Source organism: Halobacteriovorax sp. RT-1-1, assembly GCF_047085455.1.
Classification (GTDB): domain Bacteria; phylum Bdellovibrionota; class Bacteriovoracia; order Bacteriovoracales; family Bacteriovoracaceae; genus Halobacteriovorax_A.
Genome location: NZ_JBKIXZ010000002.1, coordinates 1,007,438 through 1,021,148, shown reverse-complemented (window position 1 = coordinate 1,021,148; position 13,711 = coordinate 1,007,438). Strand labels below are relative to the sequence as shown.

Genomic DNA, 13,711 nt, shown 5'->3' with positions numbered 1-13,711 from the left:
GAAATATATGAGTTTATTAAAAGTTAAGAATTTAAATATACACTTTAAAACAAAGAAAGGACTTATTCACGCCGTTCGAAATGTTTCGTTTGAAGTTAAAGCGAGTGAAACACTTGGAATCGTTGGTGAGTCAGGTTGTGGAAAAAGTATCACGAATATGGCAATAATGGGCCTGCTTGATGATAATGCTGTCGTTGAAGCAGAAGAATTAAGTTTCAACGGAGTGGATCTGCAAAAACTTAATGAGAAATCGTGGCAACAGATTCGCGGAGGTGATATCAGTATGATCTTCCAAGATGCCATGAGTAGCCTAAACCCATGTTATACAGTTGAAAATCAGATTGAGGAAGTTCTTCTCATTCACGAACCAAACTTATCAAAACAAGAACGTAAGGATCGTGTTGAAAGGCTATTAATTCAAGTTGGAATTCCTGCGCCTAAAGAGCGCATGAAAGCTTACCCACACGAGCTATCTGGTGGAATGGCCCAACGAGTGATGATTGCGATGGCCATTGCTTCAAGCCCAAAGCTTTTAATTGCAGATGAGCCAACAACGGCCCTTGATGTTACTGTTCAACAGCAAATTCTAGAGCTCCTAGATGAGATTCAAAAAGAAACAGGCATGGCCGTTATCTTTATCTCCCACGATCTTGCTGTCGTTAAAGACTTCACGCAAACTCTTCAAGTTATGTATGCAGGCGAAGTCATTGAAAAAGGACCAACAATGGCCGTCATCAATTCTCCTCGCCACCCCTATACATCAGGACTATTGAAGTCAATTCCTTCATTTACAAATGATATTAACGCTCCCCTTTACTCAATAAAAGGGATGGTTCCAGACTTAGGTGATCGCCCTACAGGATGTCAGTTTAGAAAGCGATGTGAATATGCGACTGAACAATGTGAATTACTCCCTAAACTTGTCATTCATGATGATCGCTCTCTTCGTTGTATTCACCCATTAAATTAAGAATTAGGTATAGATATGATTGATACAATTAAAGTAAATGATTTAAAAAAGTACTATCCTGTCGCAGACAAGTTTGTAAAGGCCATCGATGGCCTAAGCTTCACTCTTCAAGAAAAAACAACTCTTGGAATAGTTGGGGAATCTGGTTGTGGAAAGTCGACTCTTGCAAAATGTCTTATGGCACTTGAGCAAATAACAGATGGAAGTATCACAATCGGTGGTAAAGACTTCTCAACTCTTTCTTCAAAAGAACTATACAAGTCCATTCAAATGGTTTTCCAAAATCCACTCGAGTCACTTAACCCAAGAAAAAAAGCATGGGAAATAATCGCTGATCCTCTTCTTATCAATGAGAAAGTAACAAAGAAAGAAGCTTTTGAGCGTGCATGTGAACTTATGGAAACAGTAGGCCTTCGTCGTGCTCATGCTCACAAGTACCCACATATGTTTAGTGGTGGCCAACGTCAAAGAATAGGAATTGCCAGAGCTCTTATTTTAAAACCAAAAGTTTTAATTCTTGATGAGCCAGTATCTGCTCTTGATGTTTCAGTTCAAGCGCAAGTTTTAAATCTTTTAAAAGACCTTCAAGAAGAATTTAATCTCACTTATATCTTCATCTCTCATGATCTCTCTGTCGTTCGCTATATAGCGGACAAGGTACTTGTCATGTATCTTGGAAAGGTTTGTGAATACGGAAAAAGTGATGTCATCTTTACGACTCCACTGCATCCTTATACGAAAACACTTCTAAAGTCGGCCCACGCGGTAGAAAACGAAGTGATCAAGGCCTTCCCACCACTTAAGAATGTGGAGCTTCCATCACCTCTTAATCCACCTGCTGGATGTAACTTTCATACTCGCTGCCCACTTGCAGTTGAGCATTGTAAAAGCAAAGCACCAGAGTGTCGTCATATCGACAGCAGAGATGTTTTTTGTCACGAAGTTATTGAGAATTAATCATGATAAAGGCTTCCGTCAGGAAGCCTATTGTAATTATTTCAACTAAACACTATTTATATCCTAAATTTGCTATAAATCCTCAAACAATAAATTTGAAGGATAAACATATGAAACTAATCGTTACTCTAGCACTAACATCATCCGTATTTGCTGGCTTTTGCGCTGACGAGGCGCTATTTGATCCAAGCTGGCCAGGGAATAAAATTTCTAATGTCATAAAATGTAATCGCGTGAAAGCGAAGTCTTATGTCCTCGAAAAGAACTTACTTCTTGGCGATAGCGCTTGTTTTGGAATTATTAAAGAGCAATTCTCGGAATACAAGAACACAACGTATAAAGTGTCTTTTTGGGATACTGAAAAGGGTTATGAAGGACTGAGTATTATCCCAACAATTCTTGAAAATGGTAAAATGTTTGAAAAAGCTAAAATCGAAGTTAGTGACAATGGCGACACACACCTCTCATACAGAGACCCTAGTCGTGGTTATACAACTGAAGTTGATTTTAATCTTGACGACCCATCTATGATGAAGGCCCATGTTTTTAATAAAAGGCTCTTTTCGAAGAAGTCTGTGGAAACAGCTGAATACGAATGTGAATTTGAACTCTAGTTCATAAAAAAAGCCTCGCAATGCGAGGCTTTTTTTATATGTAAATTTGAAAAATCAAATTACTTAATTTCTTTGTGAAGTGTGTGCTTTCTTAAGAAAGGATTGTACTTCTTAACTTCAAGTCTCTCTGGATGAGTCTTTTTGTTTTTAGTAGTTGTGTAACGAGATGGAGTTTGTCCATTCTTTCTCGCTTCTGTACACTCAAGTGTAATAATAACTCTTGGCCCCTTTGCCATAACTGCCTCCTAAAATATATAAAACTTTAAAATTGTTTTCTCTAATTTATACAAATTACAATTCGTAGGTTAGAAACTTACTAGAAATACATTGTCATGGCAAGGGCCAACTGCTAAAAATACAGCATGGAAACACAAAATCTTGTAAATCTCAAAAATTGGAACTTCGCCCACTACAATAGTGAGCACTTTAAATCATTCATTGGAATGACTGGAGATATCCAAGAAGTTGATGGCCAAATAAAAGAGCTAATCCTCTATTCTGTTACAGTTGTGGACGGTGAAGATCTTGAGGTTTTTCAACGAGATTTCAGCTCTTTAAAGAGCGCCATTGATTTTATCAATGAAAAATATGGACATTGGCAATTTAACGACCCGACAGATAAGTCTGGAGGTGGCTGCAGCTCTTGTAGCGCACATTAAAAATGCCCATCTCAGCTATGGAAGCACTACATTAGATCTTGACAAATGGTCCTATATGGGCGAAATTGCTCAAATCTCTAATTAATACTAAATCAGCATTGTACCAAGCAATGCAAAAGATAACGAGGTTTAAAATGAAAAAAGGTATTCACCCAGAGTACAGAGACGTTCTTTTCCATGACATCTCTGCAGACACAAAATTTGTAGTTAAATCAACAATCAAAGCTGATTCAGAAGAAGAGTTTGATGGGAAAACTTACCCATACGTAAAACTTGATATCTCAAGTCTTTCTCACCCATTCTATACAGGAAAAACTAAAGTTCTTGATACTGAAGGTCGTATCGATAAATTCAGAAAGAAATTTGGTACTTCTTACGCTTCACTTGGGAAGAAAAAGTAATTATCGAATCAAAATTTTCGAATATAAAAGAAGCCTCGCATTGCGAGGCTTTTTTATTTATAATTTAAGATATGAAATTTCTAATCACTATCTTTATTGCACAGCTAAGTTTTGCCAACCTCGATAACAAGATCAATTATATCGCCGACATTCTGTTAAAAGAGCAATACCTAATTAATGACTCAAAAGAACGTGCAGACTTTGTTAAAAGACAGCTGATAGAAAAGTCTGCAAAAAGCTTAGACAATAAAAAGCTTGAAAAAATCATTGATGACAATACAAGCTTCGTTGATATCAAAGAAGAAATAAAAAAACGTATTAAGGCCAATTATACAGAAAATGAAGTGAATCGACTGATGGCCATTCTTGAAACAAAGGAAATGAGAAAACTTGCCAAGGATGTCCTTTCAAAAATCTTAACAATGCCCCACTTCAAGATGGATAAAGAAAAAATTATCTACGAAGTCAAAGAGCTGAAGTCTAAATAATCTTAAAAATAAATTATTTATTTTATCAGTAAATTACATTTCATTATTTTCATAAGTTAGCTCTCTTAACCAAAGACAGCCTAAAGAAACCCCTTTGTTTACAAATACTTACACACTCTCCCGACTAAAGAAATAAAGTATATTTACCGAATAAAGTGAAACTGAACATGTATCACTTAAGGGGGAATAGTGAGTAAATTATTAAAAAGAGTATTTCTACTTCTATCTGTTTTATCACTTCTAGCAAGTTGTTCTTCTATCAACTCATATCAAGCAAGAGAGTATGCTGAGTGGAAAGCAAAAGGACTTGAAGTGAAAGAAAAAGATGAAACATTGGCCGCAGTTTTAAATATCCTGCCAGGTGTAGGAGATTTCTATAATGGCGATGTACCTAATGGTGTTGTAAACCTACTCTTTTGGCCACTGTCAGTTGCTTGGGCACCTGCAGGTGGAGCACAAGGAGCAAAGGTAAGAAATTATCATGCAACGAAAGCACACGTCGACTCACTTGAAAAAAATAAAAAAGCGCTTCTAAGTGAACTTGATACCGCCTTTATGACTAATATGATTTCAAAGAAAGCCTATATTATTGGAAAGCAAAAAATCACAAGTATGGATTTAATCGAGTTTAGATCAGGCGTAAGACTTCAGGACGTCCTGACAGCACCACTTAATCGTCTACCAGCTAGTAAAAAGTAAATATCTAAGGGAGTCTTATGCTCCCTTATTCAACACCTTCAACTTCAATAGTCTTTACACGAACAGTAGAATTTTCAAGTTCCTTATCAATTGTATAGCGAACACAAATGCCAGAGGAAATCTCTTCTAATTGCTTAACAACTTTCTTCTTAAAGAGTTTCTTAGGAACTTCTAAAGTCACAGACTTATTATTTTCATCACAGACATCCCAAAGGAATGCGTGCTTAACATTTTTCTTTAAACGAATAATTCTTGCTTTACCGCTCTTATCTTCAATTTGGTTTAATGCATAGAAGTGAATTGTTGCAGGCATGACCTTACGATCTAATTTTGCAACTTGCGAAAGAGATTCGAGCTCGAAGTCCAATGAAGTTTTAATTGATTGGTGACACCAGTCATCGATCCCTTCAAGAGGACAAGTCCCCTGTCCCATACATGGATATTGAATTTTATAATCGATTAAGAGAAGCTTCTTTCTTAAAGCAAGAAGGTCTTTAAATACATCTTTTGTTCCAGGTTCAATACAAATGATAAATTTAGGATTGTAGCGCTTAATAATCTTAAAGGCCGCAGGCATTCCCATTTCATTGATCGAATTACCAAAAATAAGAGTTCTTGGAGCATCGTCAACATTTGGTAGAGTTTGAGAAAAACCAATTTTAGGATTTTGAAAATACTCATTATTAAGCTTATTGGCCTGTTCAATCATAAGCTTAGATTCATCAACTCCTGTGAAAGAAAGAGCATCCGAAAAAAGCTCACTTGCCGCAAAAACATAAGTTCCAGGTCCTGTTCCAATATCTAAGATGTGAGTTTTAGAAATTTCGGCCTTCATCTGCTCGCTTAAATGCTCAGTTAAAAACTCAAGCTTAAGAGCATTTGTTGGAAAGTAGAAAGATGTATAGGCACTGATTAAATCCTCATCAGAGTAGTTATTCTTAAGCTTAGTACGCTCACTAGTAAATTGTGTCGACTGAGTCCCAATAAGTTTTGCAAGTTGCTGCTTATTAAGATTTGGATTTAAGAGACTCTTTAAAATTTTATCGTATTCAAACATTTCCACTTCCTAAAAAAAAGGCCCAAGAAATCCTTGGGCCCGAATTCAATATTCTTTTTAAAAGATTATACTATCTTTTTTCTGGTGCTACGTAATCTCTCTCATTTTCACCAATATAAACTTGGCGAGGACGAGAAATACGTGCTCCATCTTCTCTCAGTTCTTTCCACTGAGATAGCCAACCTGGTAAACGACCTAATACGAACATTGCTGTAAACATATTAGTTGGGATTCCAAGTGCTTTGTAGATGATTCCTGAGTAGAAATCTACGTTTGGATATAGATTACGCTTAACGAAGTACTCATCTTTAAGAGCAACTTCTTCAAGACCTTTTGCGATATCAAGAAGTGGATCTTCGATTTTAAGCTTAGTAAGAATTGTGTCACATGCTTTCTTGATGATTTTTGCACGTGGATCAAAGTTTTTATAAACACGGTGACCAAATCCCATAAGACGGAATGGATCGTCCTTATCTTTCGCTTTTTCGATGAACTTTTGGTAATCACCACCATCTTTCTTAATCTCTTCAAGCATTTCAAGTACAGCTTGGTTTGCACCACCATGTAATTGTCCCCAAAGAGCTGTAACACCAGCTGCAATTGAAGCAAATACGTTAGCATGTGAAGAGCCTACAACTCTTACAGTTGAAGCTGAACAGTTTTGCTCGTGATCAGCGTGAAGGATTAGAAGTGTATCAAGAGCGTCTGCTACGTCTTGGTCTACTTCACCATCAAACATTAGATTTAGGAAATCTGCTGAGTAATCTAGCTTAGCATTTGAAGTTAGTGGGCTTTTTCCCATCGTCTTGCGATAGAATTGCGCCATCATAACTTTTACTTGTCCCATTAATTGAACAATAGCCTTGTTCTTAATTTCTTCAGTTGCTTCTGGATCTAAGAACTCTGGGTAGAAACCACTTAGAGATGAGATCGCAGCAGCTAGTACACCCATTGGGTGAGCTGAACCAGGAAATTGGTCGATGATTTTTTCAACGCCACCTGGAAGCTTGCTGTTAGCTGAAATTTCTCTGTTGAAAGTATCTAGCTCCTTAACAGTTGGAAGCTTTCCATTGTAAAGAAGGTAAGAAACTTCAGCAAAGTTTGAAGATTCAGCAAGTTGTTCGATTGGGTAACCACGGTATCTTAAAATACCTTTCTCTCCGTCTAAGAAAGTAATCTTCGACGTACATGATCCTGTGTTAACAAAACCAATATCTAAAGTAATAGCACCTGTTTCTGCTCTTAGCTTTGAGATGTCTAAAGCGACTTCGTTTTCAGTTCCTACGATCACAGGAACTTCAATAGTTTGACCATTGATTTCAATTTTTGCACTATCGGCCATTTTATTCCTCCAAAATTTAAGTTGGATATAACTTAAATACGTTAAAAAACACGAATTAAATTAAGTAGATACATATCTTTTTTTGCTAAATCTGTCGACACGTCTTGCGTCTAAAATGCACAGCGTTGCATTAATTTTCCCAATTATCTGGGTCTTGCTGCCATTTCATAAGAAGCTCATGGCCTCTTTCATCGATCAATTTTTGCGACAAACAAATATCGGCTAATTGATTAAGATTTATTAAAGAAAAAATCTCAATACCTAAATCTTTAGCAACCCTTTTAGCATTGGGAGTTTGATAGTCGACCAAACACAGCACTGAGTCTACCATATGGCCCTGATCGCGAATGAGTCCAATGACTTTTTCGATACTTGAGCCTTGGTTAACCAGGTCTTCAACTAAAAGTAATTTACTATTTTCGCCAACTTTTCCTTCCACTATCTTACCCGTGCCATGGGCCTTAGGCTTTGAGCGTACATAATTCATTGGCTCGCTACGATAAAATGCTAATGCCGCAGCGTGAGAGATTCCAGCAGTTGCAACACCTGTAATGAAGTCATATGAAAAGTTATTCTCTTCAATGAGTTCACTCATGAGCTCAATTGCAAGCTTCCACATTTTTGGATCAGAAGACATAAGGCGATTGTCACAGTAAATAGGCCCAGTCTTACCAGAAGCGTATTTAAATGGATTTTGTGGAGAAATTTTAATTAAGCCAAATTTTATCATCTCTTTTACAAGAGAGATTGTCTTTTCTGTCATGCTAACCCCTTTAAAATAGTTTAAACAAATTTATCCATCTTAAAAAGTCGAATTCTTGTATAATTATCAATTGATTATTAATTTTTTCTCCTAACTAAATTTTATTATTTCAATAACTTACCGATGCGGGAGATATATGAAAAGAAATTAATGATTAGTTGATTAAAGGAGTACGTTTTTGAAAGCATTATATATTTGTGATGAAAAAGATGAATGGGGATACATTAGAGATTCTTTCTCAAATTGTTATCCAGATATCCAACTTCATTGCGCAATGAGTGGTGATGATGCAATTGACCTTTTAAGCTTTGAAGGTCCTTTTGCCGTGATCATTATTGAAGTAGCTCTTAAAAATGAAGATCCGTCTCAGCTAGCGGGAAAGATTCTTTCGATTACAGGTCAAAGGCCATTTATCTTTATCGGTATGGAGGCCATGATCAAACAAAAAATTCCAGATGCACTCTATGCACGAAGTGAATCGAGCTCGGCACTTTTTCGCCCAATTGAAGAAGAAGATTTTATGGGCGCAGTTAACAAGGCCCTTGCCTGGGTTAAAAGTGAAGACTTCGGCTCTAGCATTGAGGAATTTGAAGAAGACGATTTATTGCCAATGAAGATTCGTGGCTTTTATTTATTTGATACACTCGCCTACGATGTCTATTTAGAACTAACTCAAACAAAGTATACAAAGATCATATCGGCAAATAAGAAATACTCTCACGCAACAATTCATTCTTATGCGAGAAAGAATATAAAAGTCCTTTATCTAAAAAAGAATGACTACTTAAAATTCTTAGAAGAAGGAATAGAAAACCTCCTTAAAACTTTTGAAAGCAAGAAAAGACTTAAAGACTCAGAAGTTATTGAAAATCAAATTAAGGCCGTTCTTTTGATTCATCAATATGTTAAAACCGTTGGCGTATCAGAGAATGTAATTAAACTTTGTGATGAAGTCATTCTTTGTAGTCGTGAAATCATTCTTGAAAATAAGAAGTATCGTAATGTCCTTTCGCTATTTCCAAAAGGGCCATTTGATATTGCCACTCAATCAATTATGACACTTTATTTATCACACTTTATTTTACAAGCTCTTGGCTGGGCCTCTGAGACATCAAAGAAGAAACTTGGACTGGCCTCACTTTTATATGATTCAATGCTTGAAAATGAAGACCTTGCTTCAATTCAATCATTAGAAGACCCACAGCTTAAAATGTTCAAAGAAAGTGAGCAAGAAAGCTACCGTCTCCATCCTCTTAAAGCAGCTGAGATTGCACAGTACTTTACAGGTTACCCTGAAGCAGACTTTGTCGTGGCCCAGCACCATGAAAAACCAAAGGGAGATGGCTTCCCTAATAAGTTAAGTACAAATAAATTAACGGCCCACTCGTGTGCATTTATCCTAGCAAATAACTACATTTTAAAACTTTGTACAAGTACAGGCGGCAAAAAAAACTTACTTAATATCTTTAGAGAAATTAAAGAAGTTTACAACCAAGGTAACTTCAAAGACCCACTTAATGCTCTACAAAGGACGATACTGTAAATTAAATTTTTCTTAAAAAGCGGAGTCCTTTGCTCAAACAAAAACGAGGGATTTTTAATTTACATTTTTCTTAGTTAAGTTAAACTCTTTGTATTGTTTTACAAACATCACAATATTAAGGAGTTTATTGATGAAAAAACTATTATGTGCAGCACTTTTTACAGTTGTTACTTCTTCAGCATTTGCAGCTCACGGACCAGCAGGTTGTGGTCTTGGTTCGGTAATTTTCGAAGGTAAGTCAGGACTAGCTCTTAACGTTCTTGCAGCTACAACAAACGGTATCCTAGGTAACCAGACATTTGCAATGTCAACAGGTACTCTTGGTTGTGAAGATGCAAAAACAGCACGTGTATCAGCTGTATCATTTGTTGAAAACAACATGATCGCACTTTCAAGCGATATTGCTCGTGGCGAAGGTGAAAGTCTAGATGCATACCTTGCTCTAGTTAATGCTCCAGCAGCAAACAAAACAAACCTAAAGCAAAACTTTGATAAGATTTTTGCTGAAAATGCTGACGCACAAACAATCCACAATAACATCCAAACTGTACTAGCGATGTAATACTTTGGCCTACAACTTCGGTTGTAGGCCATTTTTCCAATACGCCAAAAATTGATTTTAGAATGAAAAAATATTTAACTGCAACATTTCTCTTCTTTGCTCTAGGGCATTCTTCTTGGGCATCAACAGAGCTCGAAACTTTTTCTAAGTCACAAAGGTGGCTAAAGCTCATACGATATGAAAAGAATCTTTTCGGTTACGAGTCCCTAGTAAAAGCGAAGGAATATTTTCTTTCTGAAAATGGTATGACATCACCACTAGAGGAATTGAAACAAACAATTTCAGGTGTTGAATCCCCTCTTGTTAAAGACATGAATAATCATCCGAAGTGTCTTTTCCCTGCAAGATTCATGCTCTTAAAAGAACATAGGCTAATTGAGCAATCATTAAATTTGTATGATTGTCCTGCTTATCAAGACTATATAAAGAAAATCGATATCTATTCAGTCTCTATTATTTTTTCTTCTTACTTTATAGAAAAGCCCGCTTCAACTTTTGGTCACACATTCTTTCGTGTTCGTTCAAAGTCATCTAAAAGCCAAGATAATGATCTCTTAGATTACGGCGTGGACTTCAGTGCGAAAGTCGATACTAGTAATCCCCTCGTTTATGGCTACAAAGGTATTTTTGGTGGCTTTAAAGGCATGTTTGCTATGATGCCATATTATGTAAAAGTTAAAGAATATAATAATATGGAATCGAGAGATCTTTGGGATTATGAATTAAACTTAGATAGAAAAGATCTTATTTATTTTCAGGCGCACCTCTTTGAAATGAATCGAGCTTATTTCGACTATCTCTACTTCACTAAGAATTGCTCTTACCACATTCTAGCGTTTGTCGATGCCATTAGAACAGATTGGAAGCTGATTGATAATATCGATACTACAGTTCCTCCAGTTGATACAATCTACGCTTTATTCGAACAAGACAATATCGTAAAGAATATTAAAGTTAGACCCGCTTCGTATACAAAATTAAAAGCGAGGTATGATGAGATGAATCCAAAGCAAGGAGCACTTTTCAAAAAGCTTATCAAGGATTCTAAGAATATCAGCGACATCAAAGATAATGTTGATGAACTATTTGTCTTAGATACTTATAATCTTTATATCGACTTTAAGAATGCTGATGTTGATGCAACGAAGTCTTTAAAAGATAAAGAGAAGAAAGAATACCGTACACAAAAATTTCGTATTAATAGCAAACGAGCAAAATTAGCTTCAAAATCACAAGATATTAACTATGATTTTTTAATGCCTAAATCTCCGGATAAAGGCCACTCTACAAATCGTTTTAGCCTAGGTCCAAGCTTTGATAGTAATGGAGAATATCTAAATATTGAGTTTCGTGGAGCACTCCACGACCTACTCGATAGACAAAGTGGTTATCTTCCCATGTCCACAACAGAGCTAGTTAATATAAAGTTAGATTATAATCGCTATCAAGAAGATCGACTGAGGTTAGTCGATATACAGCTTGCTCGTATCGATGCCTTAAGACCTGTAACAGTTTTTGCAAAGAAGCTTAGTTGGCAATTTAACTTTGGTTTTGCTGAGAGCTTTACATATCAAAGCCGAACATTAAATCCCTACTTAGATTTTGATCTTGGTTACACTTTTGGTAACGAAGTATTCGCACTAGCAGCATTTATAGCAACACAAAACTCTTATATCTATGAGTCAGACTATGACTATGCTCTTACTTATGGGCCAAAAATAAGGCTTATCTACTCGAGTAAATACTTTTCGTGGCAAGGTAGTTATCAATATTCATTTAGAAATGACACTCGCTTAAATAAGCAACATGAATGGAATAGCGAAGCAAAGTTTCACTTTACCAAGGATGTTAGCTTAAGACTTGCCTACCAATACTATGATGAAGTTTACCAAAGAGCGATGGCAGGACTAAATTTCTTTTACTAATCGAAAGTAAACAAAAAAACATGACATTTGCCACACACAAGTAAGATCGCTATAGTTTTAAAATGAAAAAAGTAAGTATTGAATTTGAACAACAAGCCTTAGCACAACTAGCGAATACTCCCATTGAAGTTCAAGATGAAATTAGTTGTTGGATAAATCTTCTTTCAGATCTAGGTATCGATAAGGCACGTGAATTCAAGATTAAATACGATGGGCCTCTCAATATTGAAATTGATGAAATCAATAATATCAGAAAGATTCAATTAAAGGATAGCTGGCACGCAATCTATACCCTCGAACAAGATAGTGTCACAATAAAAAATTTAGTAGATATTGCTTAAATCTTAATCGTCGCAAGTGTTTCGATGATCTTCTTATACGTGTGCTTAGTAAAGCGCTCACGTAGCTTAGTTATTACATCTTCAACATTTATTTTTTGGCGATCTTCAATTCTCTGGTAGATTTCTTCTGTAAATGCTTCAGCAATAATAAGAACCTTAGCAAGTGGAGAGATATCATCTTTAAAACTTGTCGCAAAACCTAGTCCATTTGATGTTCCATGGTGTTGCATGATAATAACATCGGCGCCAAGTGGACATGCAGGATAGCGCCTAATTGCATCTGCTGCTTCAGCAGCATGATTGATAATGATTTCCTTATCTTCTTCAGAGACTTGAGGATCAAAAATGATCTTATCCTCGTACATTAGATCAGGATATTTTTTATAGACTTGTACTAAGTACATATCGTGGAAATAAAGAACAAATTTTAATTTCTCTTTATGAGCAGGGCCACCCCATTCAACGTTGTCGAGAATATGGGACGAAACGTAACCTGCAATAATTGAGTGACTATAGAGAAAGCCAGATTTTAGCGCTGCTAAATCCTTTAGGATAGATTTTAGATCTGGAACATTATCAATAACTTCTTCCATCGTATCCATACACATTTGAGAAAGCTGGACAACTTCTTTCGTTACCCCTTCATCTTCAAATAGCTGTTCAGCAATGGCATCAATACTTTGCTCCACAAAATCAAGAGATTCTTGTTGAGGAGTTTCAGGAGTCACCTTTTCCATACTTTCAATTAAAAGCTCAGTTACCCTCTTAGTGAAAGCGAAACGCTCTCTTGCAGGTATCAAAAGATGTGAAACATTTTGGTCTAAGAATTCTCTTACCTTTGGCCATACATCACTTTCAGTGTCATATATTTTAGTTGGGACTTTCTCGCCATTATTTTCTAGCATATAGTAGGTATCGCAAAATGCTTTATTAAACGGAAAGAAGAGACGAATTGGCATTTCATATAACTCTTCTGTCACAACGGCCAAAACTTCTTTTGGTGTAATTTTTAAGCATTCAAAAATATTTTGTAGAATGCCAGGGATATCAAATTGATTTTTAACAACATAGTTCTCATCTGGAACGAGATCCCCTTCTCCAATAACAATCGAAGGAATATCGCGATCATTTTCAATAAGATTATGAAAGGCCAAAAGGGCCGTATCTTCATCCCCGATTGAGGCCATTGTTACGAGTAGATCAATAGGAACTTCTGTGTCCTCAATATGAATGAGCGCCTCATCAAGTGATGACGTAAAAATCAGATTCAACTCAGTGTATGTCTTAAGATTTACACTGTAGATTGAATTTAAAACTTCATTGTCACAAATTACTAAAGCAGTTTTCACAAATTCCTCTTAAAATGATATCGTATTTGTCATTGTAACAT

16 protein-coding genes are annotated in these 13,711 nt (G+C 36.2%); 11 read left to right on the top strand and 5 right to left on the bottom strand.

The window, feature by feature from the left end; translation table 11 throughout:
* The first annotated feature begins 7 nt into the window (after positions 1-7).
* The 3 genes from ACMAWV_RS15280 to ACMAWV_RS15270 all read left to right on the top strand — a co-directional run bounded on the left by ACMAWV_RS15280 (position 8) and on the right by ACMAWV_RS15270 (position 2,541).
* Positions 8-970 carry an ABC transporter ATP-binding protein gene (locus ACMAWV_RS15280; RefSeq protein ID WP_103219075.1) on the top strand — a complete coding sequence of 321 codons (963 nt, stop codon included), beginning with the start codon at positions 8-10 and terminating at the stop codon, positions 968-970.
* A gap of 15 nt (positions 971-985) precedes the next feature.
* Positions 986-1,927: an ABC transporter ATP-binding protein gene (locus tag ACMAWV_RS15275; protein ID WP_392992352.1), complete on the top strand. Its 942-nt coding sequence runs from the start codon at positions 986-988 to the stop codon at positions 1,925-1,927.
* A 110-nt stretch (positions 1,928-2,037) separates the two neighbouring features.
* Positions 2,038-2,541, top strand: a complete 504-nt coding sequence (locus ACMAWV_RS15270) for a hypothetical protein (RefSeq protein ID WP_412470069.1) — start codon at positions 2,038-2,040, stop codon at positions 2,539-2,541.
* A 59-nt stretch (positions 2,542-2,600) separates the two neighbouring features.
* Here ACMAWV_RS15270 and rpmG read toward each other — a convergent pair whose 3' ends face one another.
* Entirely contained in the window at positions 2,601-2,777 is a 177-nt protein-coding gene (gene rpmG / locus ACMAWV_RS15265; RefSeq protein WP_021268365.1) for a 50S ribosomal protein L33, read from the bottom strand.
* Positions 2,778-2,903: 126 nt separating this feature from the next.
* On the opposite strand from rpmG, the gene ACMAWV_RS15260 reads away from it, so the two are divergent.
* The 4 genes from ACMAWV_RS15260 to ACMAWV_RS15245 all read left to right on the top strand — a co-directional run bounded on the left by ACMAWV_RS15260 (position 2,904) and on the right by ACMAWV_RS15245 (position 4,788).
* Positions 2,904-3,200 (top strand): hypothetical protein, encoded by a 297-nt coding sequence (locus ACMAWV_RS15260; RefSeq protein WP_103219078.1) that lies wholly within the window; start codon positions 2,904-2,906, stop codon positions 3,198-3,200.
* Between the two features lie 134 nt (positions 3,201-3,334).
* On the top strand, positions 3,335-3,601 hold the full coding sequence (locus ACMAWV_RS15255) for a type B 50S ribosomal protein L31 (protein ID WP_021268340.1): 267 nt from the start codon (positions 3,335-3,337) through the stop codon (positions 3,599-3,601).
* Positions 3,602-3,672: 71 nt separating this feature from the next.
* A complete protein-coding gene (locus ACMAWV_RS15250) occupies positions 3,673-4,089 on the top strand; it encodes a hypothetical protein (RefSeq protein WP_103219079.1) in 417 nt (138 codons plus the stop codon).
* A gap of 189 nt (positions 4,090-4,278) precedes the next feature.
* A complete protein-coding gene (locus ACMAWV_RS15245) occupies positions 4,279-4,788 on the top strand; it encodes a hypothetical protein (RefSeq protein ID WP_103219080.1) in 510 nt (169 codons plus the stop codon).
* A gap of 25 nt (positions 4,789-4,813) precedes the next feature.
* On the opposite strand, the gene ACMAWV_RS15240 is transcribed toward ACMAWV_RS15245, so the two are convergent.
* The 3 genes from ACMAWV_RS15240 to pyrE all read right to left on the bottom strand — a co-directional run bounded on the left by ACMAWV_RS15240 (position 4,814) and on the right by pyrE (position 7,950).
* On the bottom strand, positions 4,814-5,845 hold the full coding sequence (locus ACMAWV_RS15240; RefSeq protein WP_103219081.1) for a small ribosomal subunit Rsm22 family protein: 1,032 nt from the start codon (positions 5,843-5,845) through the stop codon (positions 4,814-4,816).
* 70 nt (positions 5,846-5,915) lie between these two features.
* Complete coding sequence (locus tag ACMAWV_RS15235; protein ID WP_103219082.1) at positions 5,916-7,187, bottom strand: citrate synthase; 1,272 nt, start codon at positions 7,185-7,187, stop codon at positions 5,916-5,918.
* 130 nt (positions 7,188-7,317) lie between these two features.
* A complete protein-coding gene (pyrE, locus tag ACMAWV_RS15230; RefSeq protein ID WP_103219083.1) occupies positions 7,318-7,950 on the bottom strand; it encodes an orotate phosphoribosyltransferase in 633 nt (210 codons plus the stop codon).
* Positions 7,951-8,128: 178 nt separating this feature from the next.
* On the opposite strand from pyrE, the gene ACMAWV_RS15225 reads away from it, so the two are divergent.
* The 4 genes from ACMAWV_RS15225 to ACMAWV_RS15210 all read left to right on the top strand — a co-directional run bounded on the left by ACMAWV_RS15225 (position 8,129) and on the right by ACMAWV_RS15210 (position 12,321).
* Positions 8,129-9,493: a hypothetical protein gene (locus ACMAWV_RS15225; protein WP_103219084.1), complete on the top strand. Its 1,365-nt coding sequence runs from the start codon at positions 8,129-8,131 to the stop codon at positions 9,491-9,493.
* Positions 9,494-9,623: 130 nt separating this feature from the next.
* Positions 9,624-10,055 carry a DUF3015 family protein gene (locus ACMAWV_RS15220; protein ID WP_103219085.1) on the top strand — a complete coding sequence of 144 codons (432 nt, stop codon included), beginning with the start codon at positions 9,624-9,626 and terminating at the stop codon, positions 10,053-10,055.
* Between the two features lie 62 nt (positions 10,056-10,117).
* Positions 10,118-11,980, top strand: coding sequence for a DUF4105 domain-containing protein (locus ACMAWV_RS15215; RefSeq protein ID WP_412470070.1), 1,863 nt, complete (start codon positions 10,118-10,120; stop codon positions 11,978-11,980).
* A 62-nt stretch (positions 11,981-12,042) separates the two neighbouring features.
* A complete protein-coding gene (locus ACMAWV_RS15210) occupies positions 12,043-12,321 on the top strand; it encodes a hypothetical protein (protein ID WP_103219087.1) in 279 nt (92 codons plus the stop codon).
* Here ACMAWV_RS15210 and ACMAWV_RS15205 read toward each other — a convergent pair.
* The gene (locus tag ACMAWV_RS15205) at positions 12,318-13,670 is read right to left on the bottom strand and encodes a hypothetical protein (RefSeq protein ID WP_103219088.1); all 1,353 of its coding nucleotides are present in this window, start codon (positions 13,668-13,670) and stop codon (positions 12,318-12,320) included. The genes ACMAWV_RS15210 and ACMAWV_RS15205 overlap by 4 nt on opposite strands.
* Positions 13,671-13,711 lie beyond the last annotated feature (41 nt).

Bases quoted from the DNA above. Each gene is read 5' to 3' on its own strand.
- ACMAWV_RS15275 (WP_392992352.1), top strand. From the start codon at position 986: ATGATTGATACAATTAAAGTAAATGATTTAAAAAAGTACTATCCTGTC.
- ACMAWV_RS15260 (WP_103219078.1), top strand. From the start codon at position 2,904: ATGGAAACACAAAATCTTGTAAATCTCAAAAATTGGAACTTCGCCCAC.
- pyrE (WP_103219083.1), bottom strand. From the start codon at position 7,950: ATGACAGAAAAGACAATCTCTCTTGTAAAAGAGATGATAAAATTTGGC.
- ACMAWV_RS15210 (WP_103219087.1), top strand. From the start codon at position 12,043: ATGAAAAAAGTAAGTATTGAATTTGAACAACAAGCCTTAGCACAACTA.
- ACMAWV_RS15255 (WP_021268340.1), top strand. From the start codon at position 3,335: ATGAAAAAAGGTATTCACCCAGAGTACAGAGACGTTCTTTTCCATGAC.
- ACMAWV_RS15280 (WP_103219075.1), top strand. From the start codon at position 8: ATGAGTTTATTAAAAGTTAAGAATTTAAATATACACTTTAAAACAAAG.
- ACMAWV_RS15250 (WP_103219079.1), top strand. From the start codon at position 3,673: ATGAAATTTCTAATCACTATCTTTATTGCACAGCTAAGTTTTGCCAAC.
- rpmG (WP_021268365.1), bottom strand. From the start codon at position 2,777: ATGGCAAAGGGGCCAAGAGTTATTATTACACTTGAGTGTACAGAAGCG.
- ACMAWV_RS15270 (WP_412470069.1), top strand. From the start codon at position 2,038: ATGAAACTAATCGTTACTCTAGCACTAACATCATCCGTATTTGCTGGC.
- ACMAWV_RS15220 (WP_103219085.1), top strand. From the start codon at position 9,624: ATGAAAAAACTATTATGTGCAGCACTTTTTACAGTTGTTACTTCTTCA.
- ACMAWV_RS15235 (WP_103219082.1), bottom strand. From the start codon at position 7,187: ATGGCCGATAGTGCAAAAATTGAAATCAATGGTCAAACTATTGAAGTT.
- ACMAWV_RS15240 (WP_103219081.1), bottom strand. From the start codon at position 5,845: ATGTTTGAATACGATAAAATTTTAAAGAGTCTCTTAAATCCAAATCTT.
- ACMAWV_RS15215 (WP_412470070.1), top strand. From the start codon at position 10,118: ATGAAAAAATATTTAACTGCAACATTTCTCTTCTTTGCTCTAGGGCAT.